Below are 16,438 nucleotides of genomic sequence, written 5' to 3' on the forward strand. Positions count from 1 at the left end.
TGTCCGCACACGTTCACCGGGATCGAGGGAACGGAGCGGAAGGGAGCGAGGACCGGAGCGAAGGCCCAGCGAAGCGGGCTTCGCGAGGACCGGAGATTCCTTCCGGCGAAGTGACCGACCCGGCCGAGGTTCGTGGACAGCGCATCAGTCGGGGAAGGAGAGCTCGGCCGGGGCGTCGCCGTCGAAGGGGAGCACGAACCGGCGCGGCCAGGACAGCACGGTCTCCAGCCAGCCCGCCCCCATGGTCTGGGCGACGTACCGGAGGCGCTCACGCGGCTCCACGGCGATGGCGACGGTCGTGATGTCCCGCTGGATGCCCTCGTGCTCGTCGTCGCCCAGGATGACCCGCCAGGCGAGCGCCCGGTTGCGGTCCACCTCCATGGACAGCGGGTGGTGGCGCAACGCCTTGGCGCGGTGGCCGAGCAGCTCCGTGCGGACCGCGGCGCTCCGGGGCGTCCGGCCCGGTGCCGCGTCGCCCGTCCCGTCGTGGTCCGCACGATCGGTCCCGGTCTCGTCGCCCTCGTCCTGGTCGGCGGGCCCGCCGCACGCCCCGTTGACCCCCTGGTGCGGGTACGGCCGCCCGGACGGGTCGGTGCCGAACAGCGCGTACTCCATGACGGGGGCCGGGCTGCGCAGGTTGGGCGCCGGGTGCCCGAAGGGGAACAGCCGCTCGACCTCGTGCAACCAGCGCACCTGGGGGATCACCCAGGCGGCTCCCGGCCTCTCGCCCGCCTGTGTGGGCCCCGTCCGGCCCGAGGGGCGCGCGGGGACCACCGGCTGCGGTCGCCGGGTGGGCTCCTCCGCTCCCCCGACCGCCCTCTCGGCTGCCTCCTCCTCGTCGCCCGGCTCGTCGTCGGCCCCCGCCGAAGGCTCGGGTGTGAGGCCGGGTCCGGCACCCGCCGAAGGCTCCGGCGTGAGACCCGGTCCGGCGTTCTCTCCCGCCATCGTGACCGCCGCGGGCACGGACACCGCCGAGGCCACATGTTCCGCCCCGGCCGGTACGGCGCGCGCGGCCGGGCAGGCGGGGACCGAACCGGCGGCGGCGTGTGGCGCGGCCACGGATTGCGACACTGCGGCGGACTGCGACGCGGCGGCGGCGGAGTCGAGCAGCGCGGCGGCGACCTCGGCCGCCTTCTCGGTGAGGAGCGCGGGGTCGAACCAGGTCCGCAGGGACCAGGCGCGGCGCGCCACGCACCGCTCCACCAGCGTGGCGAGAAGGCACTCGCGACGCTTGGGAGGCAGCTCCGCCCAGATGTCGGCGAGGATGCGCGGCACGCCCGGCAACGGCCGGTTCGTCACGAACGCCAGCACGACCGTGTCGGTCCAGATGCGCAACCACGCCCATTCGGGCGCGACCGCGAGCAGGTCCGCCTCACGGAGCTCGAAGAGCGTGCACGCCTTGCCGGTACGGCACTCGCGCCCGCAGGCGGCCGAGCGGCGGCCGCAGATGGGCGGGATGGGGCTGAGCATGGCGCGCTCACGGCCCTCGCCCAGCGGGACCTGGACGCGCAGCGGGCGGTCCATGCCGTCGGCGAACACGGCGGCGTACCCGGGCTGGAGCGAGACGACCTGGCGGGACTGGTCCTCGCTGAGGTTCATGGCGGCCCCGACGAGCTGCCGGTCGTCCTCGGCGGGCAGCCGGTGCACGACCTTCAGCGCCGTGTTCTTGACCACGTCCGAGACCAGCTTGGTGGGGATCTGCTCCGCCACGATGATGCCCTCGCCGTACGCGCGGATCTCGGCGAGCATCCCGGCGAGCAGCTCGACGGCGTGGGTGGAGGCGCGCTGCGCGCCGCGGTCGCGGAGCAGCCGGTGCGCCTCCTCGATCACGATGACGTGCCTGAGGCCGCCGCCGCCCTCCTCATGGGACAGCTCCTGCCGGGCGCGCATCCGCAGGTGCTCGACGATGCGGATGATCAGCGTGCCCATGAGGAACGCCTTGTCCTCGTCGTTGGCCACGTCCTCGATCGCGAGCACGACGTTCCGCTGGAGCAGGCCGCCGATGTCCGCCGGGTGGCCGCCCTCGAAGAACCGGCCGGCGCTGCCGACCCGGAGGCTGCGCAGCCGGAGGCTGATGAACCCCTCGACGTCGGCCTGCACCTCGTTGCCGTACCCGATCTCCTGGATCACCTCCAGGGCGTGCTGCTGGAGCTGCTCCAGGGTCGGTACCGCGGGCTGGACCGCGGCTCCGGGGATGCCGCCTCCGGTGACCACGTCCCACCCGTTGGCCTCGTAGACCCGCTGCAGGGCCAGGGACATGATCTGCGGGAACGGCTCCTCGGCGTCGAACGCGGCCATGAACAGGGCGCGCACCATGTCGATGTGCGCCTGCACGGGATAGCCCGGCTCGGGCGCGAGCGGGTTCACGCTGAACGGCACGTTGTCCGGCGCCGAGGGGTTGATCACCGTGAGCGGGGCCAGGTGCTCGACCCGGCCGGCCATGGCGGCGTACTCGGACTTGGCCGGCTCGATGGCGAGCCACGGGATGCCGGCCTTGGTGAGCTCCTCGAGCAGGTGCCGTACGGTCTGCGACTTGCCCGATCCGGTGGCGCCCGTGACGAAGGCGTGCCGGTTGAGCGTGGCGAGCGGGACCCGGAACGTGCCGACCGCGCGGTCCTGCCCGTCCACGATCGCGCCGAGGTCGATCGTCTCGCCGCTCGTGCTGTCCGCCTCGCTGGTCACGTCGAAGAAGCCGGCGTCGAGCACGCGTACGCCGGGGACCTCGCGGCGCGGCAGCCCGGCCAGCGCCGCCAGCGCGCCCGCCGTGGCCGCGAACGGCGCGGCGGCCCCGTCGGCGGGGTCCTGCAGGGTGACGTGGAGCGCCTCGGCGAAGCCGTACCCGGACTCGGGCGAGGAGCCGTGCGGCGAGCCGGAGCGGACCGGCTCGGACAGCAGCGGCCCCGACATGGCGCTGCGCAGCCGGTACGGGTGGTGGCTCATCTCGACGGAGCCGACCAGGACGGGGGCGATCTGCCGCAGTTCGTCCGGACCGGCGGCGCCGGCGAGGACCCGGACGTTCCACAGCCCGGCCTCGCGGAAGGCATCGAGCTCCTGCATCCGGCGCTCGGCCCGCTCGGCGTCGAACCGCGACCGCTCCGAGGCGTCGCCGTACTGGCGGAGCACGTTGAGCTGGGTGCGCAGGTGGGCGACCTCGGCGTCGAGCAGGTCGGTGGGCTCGGCGACGACCACCCAGCCGAACGGCCGGGACATCAGGGTCACCAGCGTGGACTCGAACAGCGTCGGCTGCTTGGGCTCGTCCGGCTCGGGCTCCCTGCGGCCGCTGAGCGGGGGCGCCTGGCGGCCGGGGCAGGGCGTCCAGACCAGGTCGGCGAGGTCGGCGAGCCACTCGTCCCCGATCTCGACGCCCCGGGCGCCGCCGGGGAACAGCAGCGGCTGCGGCCCGGTGGGCGTGACGTCGATCGAGGTGACCGCCCGTTTCGGCGGGCGCGGCGGCGTGAGCGGGCCGGCGTTGGTGATGAGTTCGAGCGGCGCGCCCGCCCCCCGCGACAGCCAGCCGATCACGAACGGCCGGTTGCGCTGCGCGGCGGACAGCACGGCCGGGAGAACGGTGACGAAGTCCCACTCCGCCGACGAGCTCCGTGAGGGCGCGGCGATGGCCTGGATCCGGTACCAGGGCCCGCTCAGGGGGAACGGATGCATGAGACCCCTCGGTTGACGGTTATCAGGGGAAAGACTCTTTCGCCGGTCACGTTCGCACCGCCATATTGACGATGCCCTTACCGTGACTTGCGCCAGTCGAGACGGGGCGGCGGCGGCCCGAGGTTCGGGGGCGGGCCGTCCTCGGGCTCGGCCCGCGGCTCCCCGGCCGGCGGATGGTCGTCCTCCTCGGGCGCGACGAGCGCCGCCCGCCGCACCTCCTCGAAGTCGCCCAGCGTCGTCTTGGGGAACGCGAGGATCGCGGGGTTGGCGTCGGCGAGGCGGACCTGCCGCCCCTCCGCGGTGGCGTGCGTGACGATGACCGAGGTCGTCGGGAGCTGCTGGAGCTGGTGCGGCTCGACCAGGAACTCACGGGAGCGCTGCAGGACGCCCTCCGCCATGCCCGTGGTCGCGCTCGACGCGCTGCGCCCCCACTGGGTGGACGCCGTGATGTCCTCCTTGAGGTCCCCCTCGCCCTTCGTCTCCGGGTCGGTACGGCCCTCGCCCACCGTCGAGGTGTAGTGGCCGCCGACGCCGCTGACCGCCGAGCTGAACGTCTCGGTGAGCTGGGCCAGCTCCAGCCGGTGCTCGGTGCCGACGTGCTCGCTGGCCACCCGGGCGTCCTCGGCGTTCCCCAGCCGCATGAACGCGACGGCGGCGTGGCCGCGCCCGAGGCGCTCCCTGACGGTGGGGGTGAGGCTGCGGTAGGTCAGGACCAGCCCGGTGCGGGAGGTCTCGCAGGCGTCCATCAGCCGGTCGAGCACGTCGCCGCGCAGCTTGTCCGCCCCCGCGACGATGATCGTGTGGTACCAGGGCCGCTCGGAGGCGGGCGACTGGCGCAGGATGTGCGTCAGCGCGGTCGCGACGTACGTGCCGAGGACCCGGTTGCCGAACACCCCGGCCTGGCGGTCCATGCTGACCACGCGCAGCCGGGCGGGCGGGAGCCGTACAGCCTCGGAGCCGAGGGACTCCAGCTTGCGCAACTGCGACTCCAGCGCCCAGGCGCGCTCGATGACCACGCGGTCGGCGACGCCCCGGCCGAACAGGGTGCCGATGCGTTCGAGCTGGCCGGCGGTGAGCAGGCCGTACCGCATGTCGTCGCGCGGGTCGCCCACCTGGGCGAGCGCCCGCAGCGCCGCGGTGACCTGGTTGATCGTGGCGTTCTCGCCGAGGACCTCCAGCACCCGCTCCAGGATCGCGTTGTCGAAGCCGACGTCCCTGTGGGTCTCCTCGCTGACGCTGACCACGTGGGCGAGGACGTCGGCGAACGCGTCCGGCGGGAGCGTCGCCCCCAGGTCGAGCCGGGGCAGGTCGACGGGGAGCACCCAGACGAGCGGGTCGTCGCCGCCCCTCTTGGCCAGCTCGACGAGGTCCTTGGCGATCGCGCCCTCGGACAGGTCGAGCACGGTCAGGTGGCCGCCGCTGTACAGCCGGGTGGCGCCGATCAGGGTGACCAGGGCCGACCAGCCGGGGAGCGTGCCCCCGGCCACGTCCACGCGGTCGATCTCGTCCGGCACGGCGACGCCGTACCAGGTGAGCTGCCGGTCGAAGGCGTTCTTCCGCTCCGCCCACTCGCGGTATTTCGCGGCGTGCTCCTCCTGGGCGGCGGCGAGCTCGCGTTCCCGGCGCTCCCGCTCGCGCCGCGCCCGGGCCGCGCGCTCCTCCACGCGCTGCCTGACCGCCTGGTCCCCCTGGCGGATCGCGTACGTGCAGATGCCGGCGACGCCTCCGGTCGCGACCAGGCCGATGAAGACGAAGGACCAGGTCACGGGCCCGGCGACGCCGAGGATGAGGATGCCCGCGGCCAGCGCGGCCATGAACATCCGGAAGATCCGGACGGGGCGGTTGAGCAGGTCCTCCTGGAGCCGCTGCCGCGCGGCCCACTCCGGGCCCGGGCCGTCGTGCGCCGGCTCGGCGAGGTCCTCGCGCGCCGGACGTTTCGGCGGCGGCCCCGGGTCGGGATGCAACAGGGCGTACTGCCAGCCCAGGTAGATCCGATCCGCCTGAAGCCGGCCATGCTCGGGGTGCAGGTCGCCCACTGACCCTCCATGTCCGCCTGGATCACAGCGTAGGAGCTAGAAAGCCGATCAGGGTGGCGTTCTCGCCATTCGGACACATTTGCGACCCCACCGGTGGGATGTTTGCGGCCAATGGTGCAACTGTGGTCGTACTAGCATCCATTGCCATGACGTCCTCCCCCCGTGGCGCACGCCGCCGACGCCCGGTACTCGTCCCGGTCGCCCTCGCGGTGGTCGCGGTGGGGATCGGCGCCACGGCGGCCTTCGGCGGCCTGAAAGAAGCTCCAGAGGAGCCCCCGCCGAAGGTGCAACCGGGCGAGGTCGTCGACCAGGGCGAGTTCCACACCCAGTTCATCAAGGCCGTCGACACGGTCGAACGATCCGAGTTCGGCCAGACCAAGCGCTACCTGAACCTCGTCCTCAAGGTCACCAACATGGGCGACAGGACCACAGACGTCGGCGTGGCGCACGCCCCCGGCAAGCCGTGGTCCCTTGACGCCGGCTTCGCCAACTCCCTCATCTCCATGACCCCGGAGATCAAGCAGGAGTACGGCCCGCGGGTCAACGTCCTCAGCTACGGCGTGAAGAGCCATCAGCTCCACCCCGGGATCACCACGACGGTGGTCGTGCAGTACGAGCTCGATCCCTCGGCCAAGGCGCCCGAGTCGGTCACGCTCGCCGTAGGGCGTTTCGTCTACGAAGAGCTCGGTATGCGGGACCAGACCCCGATCTGGAAACTCGAGTTGGAGGAGGACGCGGACCCCGCCGTCCCCGTGGTGGCCGCCCGGATCACCCTCCCCGTACGTCAGGAGGAGGCGTGATGGCCGTCGTGTCGTCCGAAGCCGAGGGCCGCGAGGCGACCGTGGGCGGCCGGGAGCGGGCGCGCCGCGGCGGCGTGGCCCGGCGGGTCGTCGGGGTTGTGGCCGGCATCGCCTTCGCGGCCGCCGCCGTCTACGCCCAGACCTTCACCCTGTCGTTCGACCAGCGCGGATCGGCCCTCACGGTCAAGGGGGCCGTCGGCGAGTTGGTGGAGACGAACAGGTTCAGCGCGAAGGTCACCTCGTTGGTCGCCGCGCACGCCGTGGAGAGCAAGGACACCACCGACAAGGTCACCGAGGTCGAGACGAGCAACCTCTTCCTCGTGGTCGACGTCACGGCCACCACGCCCAAGCGACCGCTGCAGCTCAGCCGGCTGCAGCCGCCCGTCCTCCTGACCGCGGACGACCGGCGCTACACGCCCACCGACAAGGTCGACGAGAGCCTCACCCTGTTCAACAAGGTGATCCAGCCGGGTCTCTGGTCGAAGGGCGTGCTGGTCTTCGAGATCCCGGAGGACGCGCTGCCCGGCCTGCGGTTCGTCCTGATCCCGCCCCAGGGAGGCATCGTCGTCGACACCTTCGTTCCCGAAGCGGAGATCGACCTCGGTCTGTCGGACGCCGCCGCCGCCCGCCTGGTGTCCCAGGCGGAGCGGGTGCACTCCCTGGTGGGCAAGAGCTGATGCGCGCGCCAGACGACCCGACCAACGGGCGGGGCCCGGCCCACGAGGCGCAGGCCCTCCCTTCCCGGCACGCCTACCGGCTGCCTCGTCAGGCGAGGTGAAGAGATGAGTGAGTCCCCGATGGAGGGGCGGCGCCGCCGCCAGCGCGAGCGGAACAAGGCGCGAGACTGGTTCTCGCCCCCGCCCCGGCAGCGCTCCCGCCCCGCCCCGCCGCCGCAGATCCCGATCCCCGGGACGCTCCGTAGGAACCTCCCCGACCTGCGCGTGTGGCCGCCGCTGCCGGAGAACGAGGACAGGTCCACCCAGCCCTTCCCGGTCGTCACGGGCGACGGGGAAGCCAGACCCCGCGCGGCCGCTCCGGCTCGTGAGCCGGAGGCGGCCGGACCCGAGACGCAGGGCCGCCGCCCCGCCGATCAGGCGGCCGCGCCGCCCTCGCCCGAACCCGGCGCGTCCCGACGGCGTGCCCCCATGCCACGCGGCAAGCGGCTCGCCCTCCAGGGCACCGGCGCGCTGATGTCCGTCGTGGTGGCCATCGCCGCGCCCGGCTGGTTCGCGTACAGCGTCTACAAGTACGGCCGTCCGTCCGACCACATCCAGATGGTCCAGCCGGGAGCGTCCGCCACCTGGCAGCACGTCTCGTGGCGGGTGACGGTGCAGCGGATCTCCGACCCCACGGGCAAGGCCGACGCCCCGGACCGCCAGTGGATGAAGATCGTCGCGACCAGGACGGCCCTGGACGACGAGGGAGCCATCCGGCACGGCGCCCCCAAGGTGGAGTTCACCGACCGGGCCGGACGCACCTGGCAGGCCCGGCTCCTGAACGACGCCACCCCTCCGGACACCGTGGACAACAAGGTCGGCACGCCGTACCGGCTTGAGTTCCTCGGGGTGGTGCCTCCGGCGGTCGCGGACGAGGTGATGATCGACCTGCGTCCGAGCACCTACCGCAGCGTCCCCGGGCAGTCCGTCGAGGACTTCATGAAGGAGGCCGGGACGTCGACCGAGAAGGAGGACCGGGTGCTCCGCTTCCTCCGCTGACCGGCGTCTTGAGCCGCGTCAGCCGCCGAGCCGTTTCCGGGTCGCCGCCAGGTCGAAGGTGGCGGCGATCAGGCACATCGTCAGCGTCGTGGTCACCAGTTCGGCGACGAAGTCCACGGGGACGTCCGTGACGAACCAGAAATACTGCTGGTCGCTCGCCAGCAGGTAACGGCCCGCCCGGCCGAGATAGTCCGACCCGACCTGGAGACCGACGTAGCAGAGGGCGAACAGTCCGAAGAGCGGGGCACCCCCACGCGCCGTCAGCCGGAACGCGTTGATGAGCGGGATCCACCGCTCCGACCAGCCGGCCGTCAGCCGCGAGGCCACTCGGCGGGTCATCGTGTGCGTCCGCCGCCTCCCGTGCTCCGCGACCGCCTCCAGCCGCGTCCCCTTGATCGTGGTCTCGGTGTCCTCCACGTACGCGCCGTAGGCCAGGACGCCGACGGTGAGCCAGGCCAGCGGGAGGATCAGGGCCTCCACGACGTGCGGCCACACCTCGCCCACGAACTCGGAGACCGCCGCGAACCCCGGGACGTTCGCCTGCGCGTCGGTCGCCCATTCCTTCAGGGCGACGAGGGCGGTGCGGCTTCCCATCCATCCCGTGCGCGTCTCCACGGCGGCGGCGACCACGTTGATGCCGTAGAACGCGAACGTGAGCTCACCGAAGGCCGCCACGATCCCGGAGAAGCGCCCCTCGCTCGCCTCGAACCTGCGGCCCGCCACCGTCTTCAGGGCGTACGCGATGACCATCCCGACCAGCGAGGGGACGAGGCCGAGGTTGGTCAGCCCCTGCATCACGTGGCTTTCCTTACCGGCGAACGGGTCGATCCAGATGATGTCCGGCGTGCGGAAATAGTCGATGTTCATGAAGTCCCGCACGTCCTGCAGGACGAAGCCCCACGTCATGTAGATGCCGGAGAACAGGAGCGCGGTCCGGTTGAACGCGCCGAAGATGCTCTCGCGGCCCTCTCCCGCCGCCCGGCGCGCCCGGGTCTCCATGAGCGCGCCGCGGATCACGTACAGCATGCCCACCGTGGTGGCCAGGGACGTCATCACGACGAGCGTGAACAGGAACACGGTCACGACGAGGCGTGCCTGGTACCAGGAGCCGTGCGAGACGGTCGCGGCGAGCAGGAGGAGCCCCCAGCGCACCACTCGCCCGAGCGAGAACCACATGATCAACGGCAGCGCGCACGACCCGGCGATCCGCAGCACGTGCCACGGCAGCGAGTACGGCGACAGCTTCCACGACCGCGTGCGCGGTTCGGCGGCCTGGCGGGGGGCGGCAAGCGCGGACGTTTCGGACATCTGCCGCATGCTATCGGGTTCGGTCCTGCCCCATAGGCAACATGAACCCCGGAAAGGCTGTCCGGCCTTAGGCGTGATCGCGCTCGGCGCTCGTCGTCATCGGATGCGGATCACGGACGTGTCAGGCCACGTGCAGCCACGAGCGCAACGCCTGCCGGATGACCTCGCCGGCAGTGGTGTGATCCGCCTGGGCGCGATGGATGAGCGCGGCCTTCAGTTCAGGGTCGAGGCGGACAAGCACGACCTCCGCGGGCGCCGTCCCGAGTGGGCGTCGCCCCCTTCTGCGGCGAAGTTCCGAGACGTCATATCCCTCCTCCACCTCGGCCGCGAGCCGCTCGATGCGCTCCTCACTGACGGGAACGCCTTGCCACCCGAGTTGTGCCACCGACTCCCCTCTGGGCCCGATACGGGTTCCGGAAGGCCGCAAGATCCAGGCGCCCGGTCTCAGGGCGTGACGAGATCCAAAGTCGGGAAGTAGGTGCGGTAGCGCGCCCCGTCCCTTGTCACCAACGTGTAGTTCCGCACGGCCGCGTGCGCGCCGATGAAAAAGTCCGGCAGGGGAGATCTCCGCTCACCGCCGCGCTTTCGATAGGCGAGGTGCGCCCTGCCGGCCAGAAACGCGGCCTCGTACGGAATGTCTTCGCGCTCGAAGTCGTCGGACGGCAGCGCCGCATCGACGGCCTCGATGCCCGGGAACCCAACCGAAACCTCCGCGTAGATCACCGGATTGATGACGACACGTCCCTTGTCCCTCGCCCAGGCGACGGCCTGGTCCGACCAGTCGGCCCACTTCGGGTCATCGGTGGCGATATCAAGGAGCACGCAGGAGTCGACCATGGTGACCCGATCACCGACGACACGCAGGCTAGTCGCCACGCAGCAGCCCCATGATCTCGTCAGTGCTCATGGTCGTCGTCGCGGTTCCCCGAAGCCGCCGCGTCGCACGCTGTCCCCGAGTGGCGCTCGCCTCACGACGGACGATCTGCAGTGTGTTGCCGACTTCTATCACGTCGACCTCGTCGCCTTCGTGTAGGCCGTACTTCTCCCGGATCTCGGCGGGGATGGTGACCTGTCCCTTGCTGTTCAGCCGCATGGAGCTCACTCCAGACACGTATTACATCTACCACGTAACACTAAGTGAGGTCGGCGGAACGGTACAAGAAGCCGAAAGGGCCGGTGCGTCGGCAGACGCACCGGCCCTTCTGGGAGAAATCAGGTCAGACCGCGACGGCGAGCTGGGCGACCTCGCCGAGCTTGGCCTCGACCGCGACGTCCTTGGTGACGCCGCCGCCCGCGATGATGCGGACGGTCCACTGGCCGGGAGCGGCGAAGAACCGGAAGATGCCCTCGTCGGAGACGACGACCTCGCCGGTGAACTCGCCGGAGTGATCGAGCAGACGGGCGTAGGCCGTACCGGTGCCGGAGACGACGCCCTGGATCACGGCCTGCGTCGACAGGTCGATACCTGCCGGCAGCGTCACGGTCTGCTCCGGAGCAGCGCAACCCTGAGTGGTCATCAGCGAGCCTCCCCAAGCTCCACGGGCACGCCCACGAGCGAGCCGTATTCGGTCCACGAACCGTCGTAGTTCTTCACGTTGGGCTGCTCGAGGAGCTCGTGCAGCACGAACCAGGTGTGCGCAGAGCGCTCCCCGATGCGGCAGTAGGCGATGGTGTCCTTGCCGAAGTCGACGCCCGCGTCCGCGTAGAGCTTCGTCAGCTCGTCGTTCGACTTGAAGGTGCCGTCGTCGTTGGCCGCCTTCGACCACGGGACATTGCGGGCGGTGGGCACGTGGCCCGCGACCTGCGACTGCTCCTGCGGGAGGTGCGCCGGAGCGAGCAGCTTGCCGGTGAACTCGTCAGGGGAGCGCACGTCGACCAGGTTCTGCTTGCCGATCGCCGCCACGACCTCGTCGCGGAAGGCGCGCAGCGCGAGGTCCTGCTCCTGGGCCTGGTAGGTGGTGGCCGGACGCTGCGGCGCCTCGGTGACCAGTTCGCGGGAGTCGAGCTCCCACTTCTTGCGGCCGCCGTCGAGCAGCCTGACGTTCTCGTGGCCGTAGAGCTTGAAGTACCAGTACGCGTAGGACGCGAACCAGTTGTTGTTGCCGCCGTAAAGCACGACCGTGTCGTCGTTGGCGATGCCGCGGGCCGACAGGAGGGCCTCGAAGCCGGCCCGGTCGACGAAGTCGCGGCGTACGGGGTCCTGGAGGTCCTTCCTCCAGTCGATCTTCACGGCGCCACGGATGTGACCCTTGTCGTAGGCGCTGACGTCCTCGTCGACCTCGACGAGCACGACACCGGGCGTGTCGAGATTGGCCTCGACCCAGTCGGCATCCACCAGGACGGCGGAGCGGCTCATGTGGTTCTCCCAGGTTGTAGACGGCGGATGATCAAGTACATTTCGCAGCCCAGGCAGAAGCCGAAGGCGGCGTTGAGAAAGGCGGCCAGCAGTGCCGCTGCTGTCGCACCCAGAGCCAGGGGGGTGATCCCGATGGCGAACCCGATCAGGCCGGTGACCGCGAAGATGATGCCCACGCCCTGCGCGAACCGGGGCGGCGTCGCGTCTTCCAGCTCTCCCGGCGGCCCCAGCCTCGGACGTACGAACCTGCGGAAGAGGTAGCCGTACGGAGAGGAGTCAAGGGCGCCGAGCACGAACACGATCGCCTGGAGGGCGAGGAGCCATGCGCTGCCCGTCACGAGGACGAGCGCGAGAACCACAGTCGTGATCGCCGCGCCGAAACGCGGGCCTCGGGGATCGATCTGCATCGTGAGATGCTCCTGAAGGATTCGGAATGCGGCTGTTCAGCCGCGTGGAATCACCCTCAGGCCATGCGACAGAGCGCGGTCGCGACGCGGCAAAAGTCGACCGCGCGCCGCTTCGTCAGCAGCTCTGTCGTGGGAGTCATGGTCTCGACAGTACCCGGCGTCTCGCCATCTGTCACACCGTGTCCGATTGGTGAGACGATTTGTCCGAGCTCTGATCACGGGCGCCCGCCGGAGCCCCGTCGGCCGCGACCGTCGCGCCGAGCGCCGCGATCACGTCGACCTTCCTGGGCTGCCCCGATGCCCTTTTCACAACATTTCCTGAACCGTCGAGGATCAGCACCGTCGGCGTACGCATGACGTCGTACCGGCGGACCAGATCGAGGCGGCTCTCGGCGTCGATCTCGACATGCCGGACCCCGGGCACCATCGCGGCGACCTCGTCCAGGATCCTGCGGGTCGCCCGGCACGGCTGGCAGAACGCGGTGGAGAACTGCACCAGCGTGGCACGCTCCCCCAGCTCGGCGCCGATCTCCTCGCCGGTCACGCCACCCGCCCTCTCACTCGCCGCCGTCCCCGCCCCGGTGCGCGGCCGTACGGCGCGCAGCCTGCCGTCGCGCCGCCGCATCAGCAGCCCGATGACCAGGCCGGCGGCGAGCGTCGCGAGCAGAACGACGATCCCTACCATCGCGATGGACAACCCGCGCGCGGCACGGGTCATTCCCTGTGCTTCACCGGGACGGTCACCAGCGTCCGCCCGTCAGCGGTGGTCAGCTCGAATCCGGTGATCTCACCGAGCGGGAGCTCGGTCGACCCGCCGAAGGCGACCGGGGTCGCGCTCAACCCTTGGGCGGCCGCCGACCAGCTCGCCACCGCGGATCTCCTGTGGTCCGTGCCCACGGCGGTGAGGCGGACCACCGCTCCGGCGCGCAGGCCCGTGACCGTCGCCTCCACCCGGGTGCCGCCCGCGTCCTGCGTAAGCTCCACCTTCATCTCGACGCTCCCCTGCCGTGTGGACTCCGTTCTGGGGGCGATCGAGGTGTACAGCTCGTGCCCGCCCGCGTCCAGCTTCGTCTGCGGCTGCATGGCCGCGCGGTCCGCTGCCGCGTCGCTCTGCCCAGCGGCGGACTCCTCGGGCGGCGCCTTCGCCGACACGATCGACGACGACCCGGCCGAGGTGTCCGCCGCGGGCCGCGCGGTCGCCATCCACGTCGTCCCGCCCAGCGCCACGACCGCGACGGACGCGGCGAGCGCGAGCATGATCCGCGAACGGCGCCTGCGCCGCACGGTGGCGACGAGGAGGCGGTCGAGCACCTGGCGTGGCGGCTCCGCCGCGTTCCGGATGTCCTCCTCGGTCACCTGGGCGAGGAGCGGCGGCAGCCCGGACAGCTCCGCGAGCTCGGCCATGCAGTCCGGGCACTCGTCCAGATGGGCCTCGACCGCGGCCGTCTCCTCGTCGTCGAGCGCGCCCAGGACGTACGCGCCGAGCGCGATGCGGACGTCGTCGTCGCAGGTCATGGTGCCAGCCCCCGTTCCTCCAGAGCCAGCTTGAGCGCCCGGAGCGCATAGAAGGTGCGCGATTTGACCGTTCCCGGCGGGATGCCGAGGATCTCCGCCGCCTCCTTCACCGATCTCCCCCGGTAGTACGTCTCCAGGAGCACCTCGCGGTGCTCGGCCCTGAGCGAGGCCAGCGCCTCGGCCACGGCCCAGGACTCGACGGCCTTGTCCAGCTCGTCGGCGGCCGGCAGCACGGCCAGCGCCTCGTCGCCGGTCTCCTTCGGTCGTGAGCGGCGCGCCCGGTGCTGGTCGACGACGAGGTTACGCGCCACGGTGAACAGCCAGGCGCGCACCGGCCGCCCGGACATGGCCGAGGGGTTCTTCCAGGCGCGCAGCAGCGTCTCCTGGACGACGTCCTCCGCGCGGCCGGGGTCACCTGTCAGCCGCAGCACGTATCCGTACAAGGGCCCGGCGTGATCGTCGAAGAGGACGCGCACGAGCTCCTCGTCGGCGGTTCCTGCTGGGCTCACGTCCTCCTGACGTAGAGACGGGTCGTCTGGTTCAGCGGAGGGGGACATCCGTCGCCGAACCTTCGACCGCGAGCCCCTCGGGTACGGACCTCACGTTGGTGACCTTGAGATTGAGCGGCAGGTTCTTCACCGGGACGGTGAAGCCGACGAGCCGCTCCACGTTGGGCACGGAGATGCCTCCCGCGATCTCGACGTTGGCCGGGATGAGCCGGATGCCGCCCTTGACCGTGTCGATCTTCAGGTCGGCGGTGATGGGGATGTCCTGGCCCAGCACGGTGATCTTGCCCGACACGCGCAGCTTGTCGTCGCCGCCCCCCTCGATCTTGACGCCGCGGGGCGCTCGCTCTTCGAGGGTCTTACGGGAGATCACGATGGTGCCGGTCACCCGCTCGGCACGGAGATCGGCTTTCGAGGCGTCCTGGATCAGGTCGGCCAGCGGGGCGGACACGCCGTACAGGGTAGCGTCGATCTTCGAGATCGTGATCCCTTCGCGGGTCAGCGGACCGGTGGCGATGGTGATCTCCTGATAGTTCCCGGCGACCGCCTGGGTCAGGAACGGGATGCCCTCGATGTGGACGGTCGGGGTCGAGGAGAGGTCGAACTTGGCCTCGATCTGCCTGGCGATCTCACGCTGCGCACCGGCGACCGCCACCCGGTCCAGGATGGCGAGCGCGACGACGAGCAGGATCAGGAACACGACGAGCTTGCGCATCCGTCTTCCTCCGGGGGCGCGGTCTGACGGGGGCACGCGGGTCGGTTCACCCTAGCAGCCTCATCCCCCCGCAAAGGGAGGCAAAACTTCCACGACCGCACCCTCGGGCAAATCGATCGAGCGCGGGTCCCGCGTGCCCGCCGGCGCGCCGTTCACCAGGAAGGAGCAGCGCGGCAGCACCCGGGCCAGGTCCGGGTTGGCGGAGATCCCCGCCAGCAGGTCTCCGAGCGTGGGCGCGTCGAACGGCTCCTCGGCGATCCCCGCCGCGGCCTTCGCCGCCGCCCAGTAACGGACGGTGCCCGTCGCCATGTCCCTCCCTTTCACGTGCCGGCCGTACGCCCGTTTGTCGTGTTCGCCGGGGTTCCGGCGGCGACTCGAGCGTGACCGAGCGGTTACGCGGACGGGTCGTGTGCAGACTTTTTACACGCCCGACTCACATTGGACGCAATATTCCTGTGGGCTAGCCTATGGAAGACGGGACCTGGGCGACGTTGCCCCCGGGTCCCTACGTGTTTGTACGGCTCACGCCGTGATGACGCGGAGGAGGCGAGCCTGTGAACGTGCACAGCGCGGTGCTCTCCCGGCGCGCCCTGCCGTTTCGCTTGTGACGAGGAGGGCATGTGAGCGAGCGATCTCGACAATCCCGCCATGGCGGGGGCGTGGCGAGGAGGTCGAAGTGAGCAATCTGCTCCTGCTGACGAACGCGCTGGAACCCTCCGCCGAGGTGCTGCCCGCCCTCGGCCTGCTGCTGCACTCCGTGCGCGTCGCGCCCGCGGAGGCCTCCGCCCTGATCGACGCCCCGCCCGCCGACGCCGTCCTGGTCGACGCCCGCCGCGAACTGGCCCACGCGAAGGGGCTGTGCCGGCTGCTGCGCACCACGGGGCTCACCTGCCCGCTGCTGGTGATCGTGACGGAGGGCGGGCTGGCCGCGATGACGGCCGAGTGGGGCGTGGACGACGTGCTGCTCGACAGCGCCGGCCCGGCCGAGGTCGAGGCCCGGCTGCGCATGGCCACCGGCCGGCTGTCGCTGGCCGCGGCCGAAGCGGTCCCGGACGAGATCTGCAGCGGCGACCTGGCGATCGACGAGGCGACCTACACCGCCCGGCTGCGCGGGCGCGCCCTCGACCTGACCTTCAAGGAGTTCGAGCTGCTCAAATACCTCGCGCAGCACCCGGGCCGGGTGTTCACCCGGGCCCAGCTGCTGCAGGAGGTGTGGGGCTACGACTACTTCGGTGGCACCCGCACGGTGGACGTCCACGTCCGGCGGCTGCGCGCCAAGCTCGGCGCCGAGTACGAGTCGCTCATCGGAACGGTACGGAACGTCGGCTACCGCTTCGTCCCCGACCGCGGGGGCGAGCAGGCCGAGACCGGCGACCAGGAGCCCGCCCGGCACTAGTCATACCTGACAGATCAAGCCCTG

At 71.1% G+C, this 16,438-nt stretch carries 19 protein-coding genes; 4 read left to right on the forward strand and 15 right to left on the reverse strand.

The genetic code is table 11. The features are described 5' to 3' along the window. Positions 1 to 144: 144 nt before the first annotated feature. On the reverse strand, positions 145 to 3,660 hold the full coding sequence (locus AWQ68_RS02800) for an ATP-binding protein (protein ID WP_245655712.1): 3,516 nt from the start codon (positions 3,658 to 3,660) through the stop codon (positions 145 to 147). A gap of 77 nt (positions 3,661 to 3,737) precedes the next feature. Further along, positions 3,738 to 5,696 carry a hypothetical protein gene (locus tag AWQ68_RS02805; protein WP_066933920.1) on the reverse strand — a complete coding sequence of 653 codons (1,959 nt, stop codon included), beginning with the start codon at positions 5,694 to 5,696 and terminating at the stop codon, positions 3,738 to 3,740. A 146-nt stretch (positions 5,697 to 5,842) separates the two neighbouring features. Here AWQ68_RS02805 and AWQ68_RS02810 point away from each other — a divergent pair, with 146 nt between their 5' ends. The 3 genes from AWQ68_RS02810 (at position 5,843) to AWQ68_RS02820 (ending at position 8,211) form a co-directional block, all read left to right on the forward strand. Then, positions 5,843 to 6,496: a hypothetical protein gene (locus AWQ68_RS02810; protein ID WP_066933923.1), complete on the forward strand. Its 654-nt coding sequence runs from the start codon at positions 5,843 to 5,845 to the stop codon at positions 6,494 to 6,496. Further along, positions 6,496 to 7,173, forward strand: coding sequence for a DUF4352 domain-containing protein (locus AWQ68_RS02815; protein ID WP_066933926.1), 678 nt, complete (start codon positions 6,496 to 6,498; stop codon positions 7,171 to 7,173). Before AWQ68_RS02810 ends, AWQ68_RS02815 begins: the two co-directional genes overlap by 1 nt. Before the next feature lie 105 nt (positions 7,174 to 7,278). Then, complete coding sequence (locus AWQ68_RS02820) at positions 7,279 to 8,211, forward strand: hypothetical protein (protein WP_157544789.1); 933 nt, start codon at positions 7,279 to 7,281, stop codon at positions 8,209 to 8,211. A gap of 18 nt (positions 8,212 to 8,229) precedes the next feature. On the opposite strand, the gene AWQ68_RS02825 is transcribed toward AWQ68_RS02820, so the two are convergent. The 13 genes from AWQ68_RS02825 to AWQ68_RS02880 all read right to left on the reverse strand — a co-directional run bounded on the left by AWQ68_RS02825 (position 8,230) and on the right by AWQ68_RS02880 (position 15,327). Next, positions 8,230 to 9,519: a hypothetical protein gene (locus tag AWQ68_RS02825; protein ID WP_157544791.1), complete on the reverse strand. Its 1,290-nt coding sequence runs from the start codon at positions 9,517 to 9,519 to the stop codon at positions 8,230 to 8,232. A gap of 121 nt (positions 9,520 to 9,640) precedes the next feature. Further along, positions 9,641 to 9,904, reverse strand: a complete 264-nt coding sequence (locus AWQ68_RS02830) for a ribbon-helix-helix protein, CopG family (RefSeq protein WP_066933936.1) — start codon at positions 9,902 to 9,904, stop codon at positions 9,641 to 9,643. Positions 9,905 to 9,963: 59 nt separating this feature from the next. Next, positions 9,964 to 10,356 (reverse strand): type II toxin-antitoxin system VapC family toxin, encoded by a 393-nt coding sequence (locus tag AWQ68_RS02835; RefSeq protein WP_066934288.1) that lies wholly within the window; start codon positions 10,354 to 10,356, stop codon positions 9,964 to 9,966. A 28-nt stretch (positions 10,357 to 10,384) separates the two neighbouring features. Beyond that, a complete protein-coding gene (locus AWQ68_RS02840; RefSeq protein WP_066933939.1) occupies positions 10,385 to 10,612 on the reverse strand; it encodes an AbrB/MazE/SpoVT family DNA-binding domain-containing protein in 228 nt (75 codons plus the stop codon). Positions 10,613 to 10,736: 124 nt separating this feature from the next. Further along, positions 10,737 to 11,036 (reverse strand): DUF1416 domain-containing protein, encoded by a 300-nt coding sequence (locus AWQ68_RS02845; RefSeq protein WP_066933942.1) that lies wholly within the window; start codon positions 11,034 to 11,036, stop codon positions 10,737 to 10,739. Continuing rightward, positions 11,036 to 11,875, reverse strand: a complete 840-nt coding sequence (locus AWQ68_RS02850) for a sulfurtransferase (RefSeq protein ID WP_066933945.1) — start codon at positions 11,873 to 11,875, stop codon at positions 11,036 to 11,038. Before AWQ68_RS02850 ends, AWQ68_RS02845 begins: the two co-directional genes overlap by 1 nt. Then, positions 11,872 to 12,282 carry a DUF4395 domain-containing protein gene (locus AWQ68_RS02855; protein WP_066933947.1) on the reverse strand — a complete coding sequence of 137 codons (411 nt, stop codon included), beginning with the start codon at positions 12,280 to 12,282 and terminating at the stop codon, positions 11,872 to 11,874. Before AWQ68_RS02855 ends, AWQ68_RS02850 begins: the two co-directional genes overlap by 4 nt. A 56-nt stretch (positions 12,283 to 12,338) precedes the next feature. Continuing rightward, positions 12,339 to 12,422 carry a putative leader peptide gene (locus tag AWQ68_RS46045; RefSeq protein ID WP_352231756.1) on the reverse strand — a complete coding sequence of 28 codons (84 nt, stop codon included), beginning with the start codon at positions 12,420 to 12,422 and terminating at the stop codon, positions 12,339 to 12,341. 32 nt (positions 12,423 to 12,454) lie between these two features. Further along, positions 12,455 to 13,000 (reverse strand): thioredoxin family protein, encoded by a 546-nt coding sequence (locus AWQ68_RS02860; RefSeq protein WP_245655713.1) that lies wholly within the window; start codon positions 12,998 to 13,000, stop codon positions 12,455 to 12,457. Then, positions 12,997 to 13,797, reverse strand: a complete 801-nt coding sequence (locus tag AWQ68_RS02865; protein WP_066933950.1) for an anti-sigma factor family protein — start codon at positions 13,795 to 13,797, stop codon at positions 12,997 to 12,999. Before AWQ68_RS02865 ends, AWQ68_RS02860 begins: the two co-directional genes overlap by 4 nt. Continuing rightward, positions 13,794 to 14,306, reverse strand: a complete 513-nt coding sequence (locus tag AWQ68_RS02870; protein WP_281217584.1) for a sigma-70 family RNA polymerase sigma factor — start codon at positions 14,304 to 14,306, stop codon at positions 13,794 to 13,796. The genes AWQ68_RS02865 and AWQ68_RS02870 overlap by 4 nt, the downstream gene beginning before the upstream one ends. A 31-nt stretch (positions 14,307 to 14,337) precedes the next feature. Beyond that, positions 14,338 to 15,018, reverse strand: a complete 681-nt coding sequence (locus AWQ68_RS02875) for an LmeA family phospholipid-binding protein (RefSeq protein WP_066933956.1) — start codon at positions 15,016 to 15,018, stop codon at positions 14,338 to 14,340. Between the two features lie 60 nt (positions 15,019 to 15,078). Continuing rightward, on the reverse strand, positions 15,079 to 15,327 hold the full coding sequence (locus tag AWQ68_RS02880) for a MoaD/ThiS family protein (RefSeq protein WP_066933960.1): 249 nt from the start codon (positions 15,325 to 15,327) through the stop codon (positions 15,079 to 15,081). Positions 15,328 to 15,694: 367 nt separating this feature from the next. Between AWQ68_RS02880 and AWQ68_RS02885 the strand changes: the two genes are divergently transcribed. After that, a complete protein-coding gene (locus AWQ68_RS02885; protein WP_066933963.1) occupies positions 15,695 to 16,414 on the forward strand; it encodes a winged helix-turn-helix transcriptional regulator in 720 nt (239 codons plus the stop codon). Positions 16,415 to 16,438: the final 24 nt, after the last annotated feature.

The sequence above is a fragment of the Microtetraspora fusca genome, assembly GCF_001570365.1.
Classification (GTDB): Bacteria; Actinomycetota; Actinomycetes; order Streptosporangiales; family Streptosporangiaceae; genus Microtetraspora; species Microtetraspora fusca.

Coding starts and splice junctions, on each gene's coding strand:
- AWQ68_RS02810 (WP_066933923.1), top strand. CDS start 5,843: ATGACGTCCTCCCCCCGTGGCGCACGCCGCCGACGCCCGGTACTCGTC.
- AWQ68_RS46045 (WP_352231756.1), bottom strand. CDS start 12,422: ATGACTCCCACGACAGAGCTGCTGACGAAGCGGCGCGCGGTCGACTTT.
- AWQ68_RS02880 (WP_066933960.1), bottom strand. CDS start 15,327: ATGGCGACGGGCACCGTCCGTTACTGGGCGGCGGCGAAGGCCGCGGCG.
- AWQ68_RS02855 (WP_066933947.1), bottom strand. CDS start 12,282: ATGCAGATCGATCCCCGAGGCCCGCGTTTCGGCGCGGCGATCACGACT.
- AWQ68_RS02875 (WP_066933956.1), bottom strand. CDS start 15,018: ATGCGCAAGCTCGTCGTGTTCCTGATCCTGCTCGTCGTCGCGCTCGCC.
- AWQ68_RS02840 (WP_066933939.1), bottom strand. CDS start 10,612: ATGCGGCTGAACAGCAAGGGACAGGTCACCATCCCCGCCGAGATCCGG.
- AWQ68_RS02815 (WP_066933926.1), top strand. CDS start 6,496: ATGGCCGTCGTGTCGTCCGAAGCCGAGGGCCGCGAGGCGACCGTGGGC.
- AWQ68_RS02800 (WP_245655712.1), bottom strand. CDS start 3,660: ATGCATCCGTTCCCCCTGAGCGGGCCCTGGTACCGGATCCAGGCCATC.
- AWQ68_RS02845 (WP_066933942.1), bottom strand. CDS start 11,036: ATGACCACTCAGGGTTGCGCTGCTCCGGAGCAGACCGTGACGCTGCCG.
- AWQ68_RS02825 (WP_157544791.1), bottom strand. CDS start 9,519: ATGTCCGAAACGTCCGCGCTTGCCGCCCCCCGCCAGGCCGCCGAACCG.
- AWQ68_RS02860 (WP_245655713.1), bottom strand. CDS start 13,000: ATGACCCGTGCCGCGCGCGGGTTGTCCATCGCGATGGTAGGGATCGTC.
- AWQ68_RS02850 (WP_066933945.1), bottom strand. CDS start 11,875: ATGAGCCGCTCCGCCGTCCTGGTGGATGCCGACTGGGTCGAGGCCAAT.
- AWQ68_RS02865 (WP_066933950.1), bottom strand. CDS start 13,797: ATGACCTGCGACGACGACGTCCGCATCGCGCTCGGCGCGTACGTCCTG.
- AWQ68_RS02835 (WP_066934288.1), bottom strand. CDS start 10,356: ATGGTCGACTCCTGCGTGCTCCTTGATATCGCCACCGATGACCCGAAG.
- AWQ68_RS02820 (WP_157544789.1), top strand. CDS start 7,279: ATGAGTGAGTCCCCGATGGAGGGGCGGCGCCGCCGCCAGCGCGAGCGG.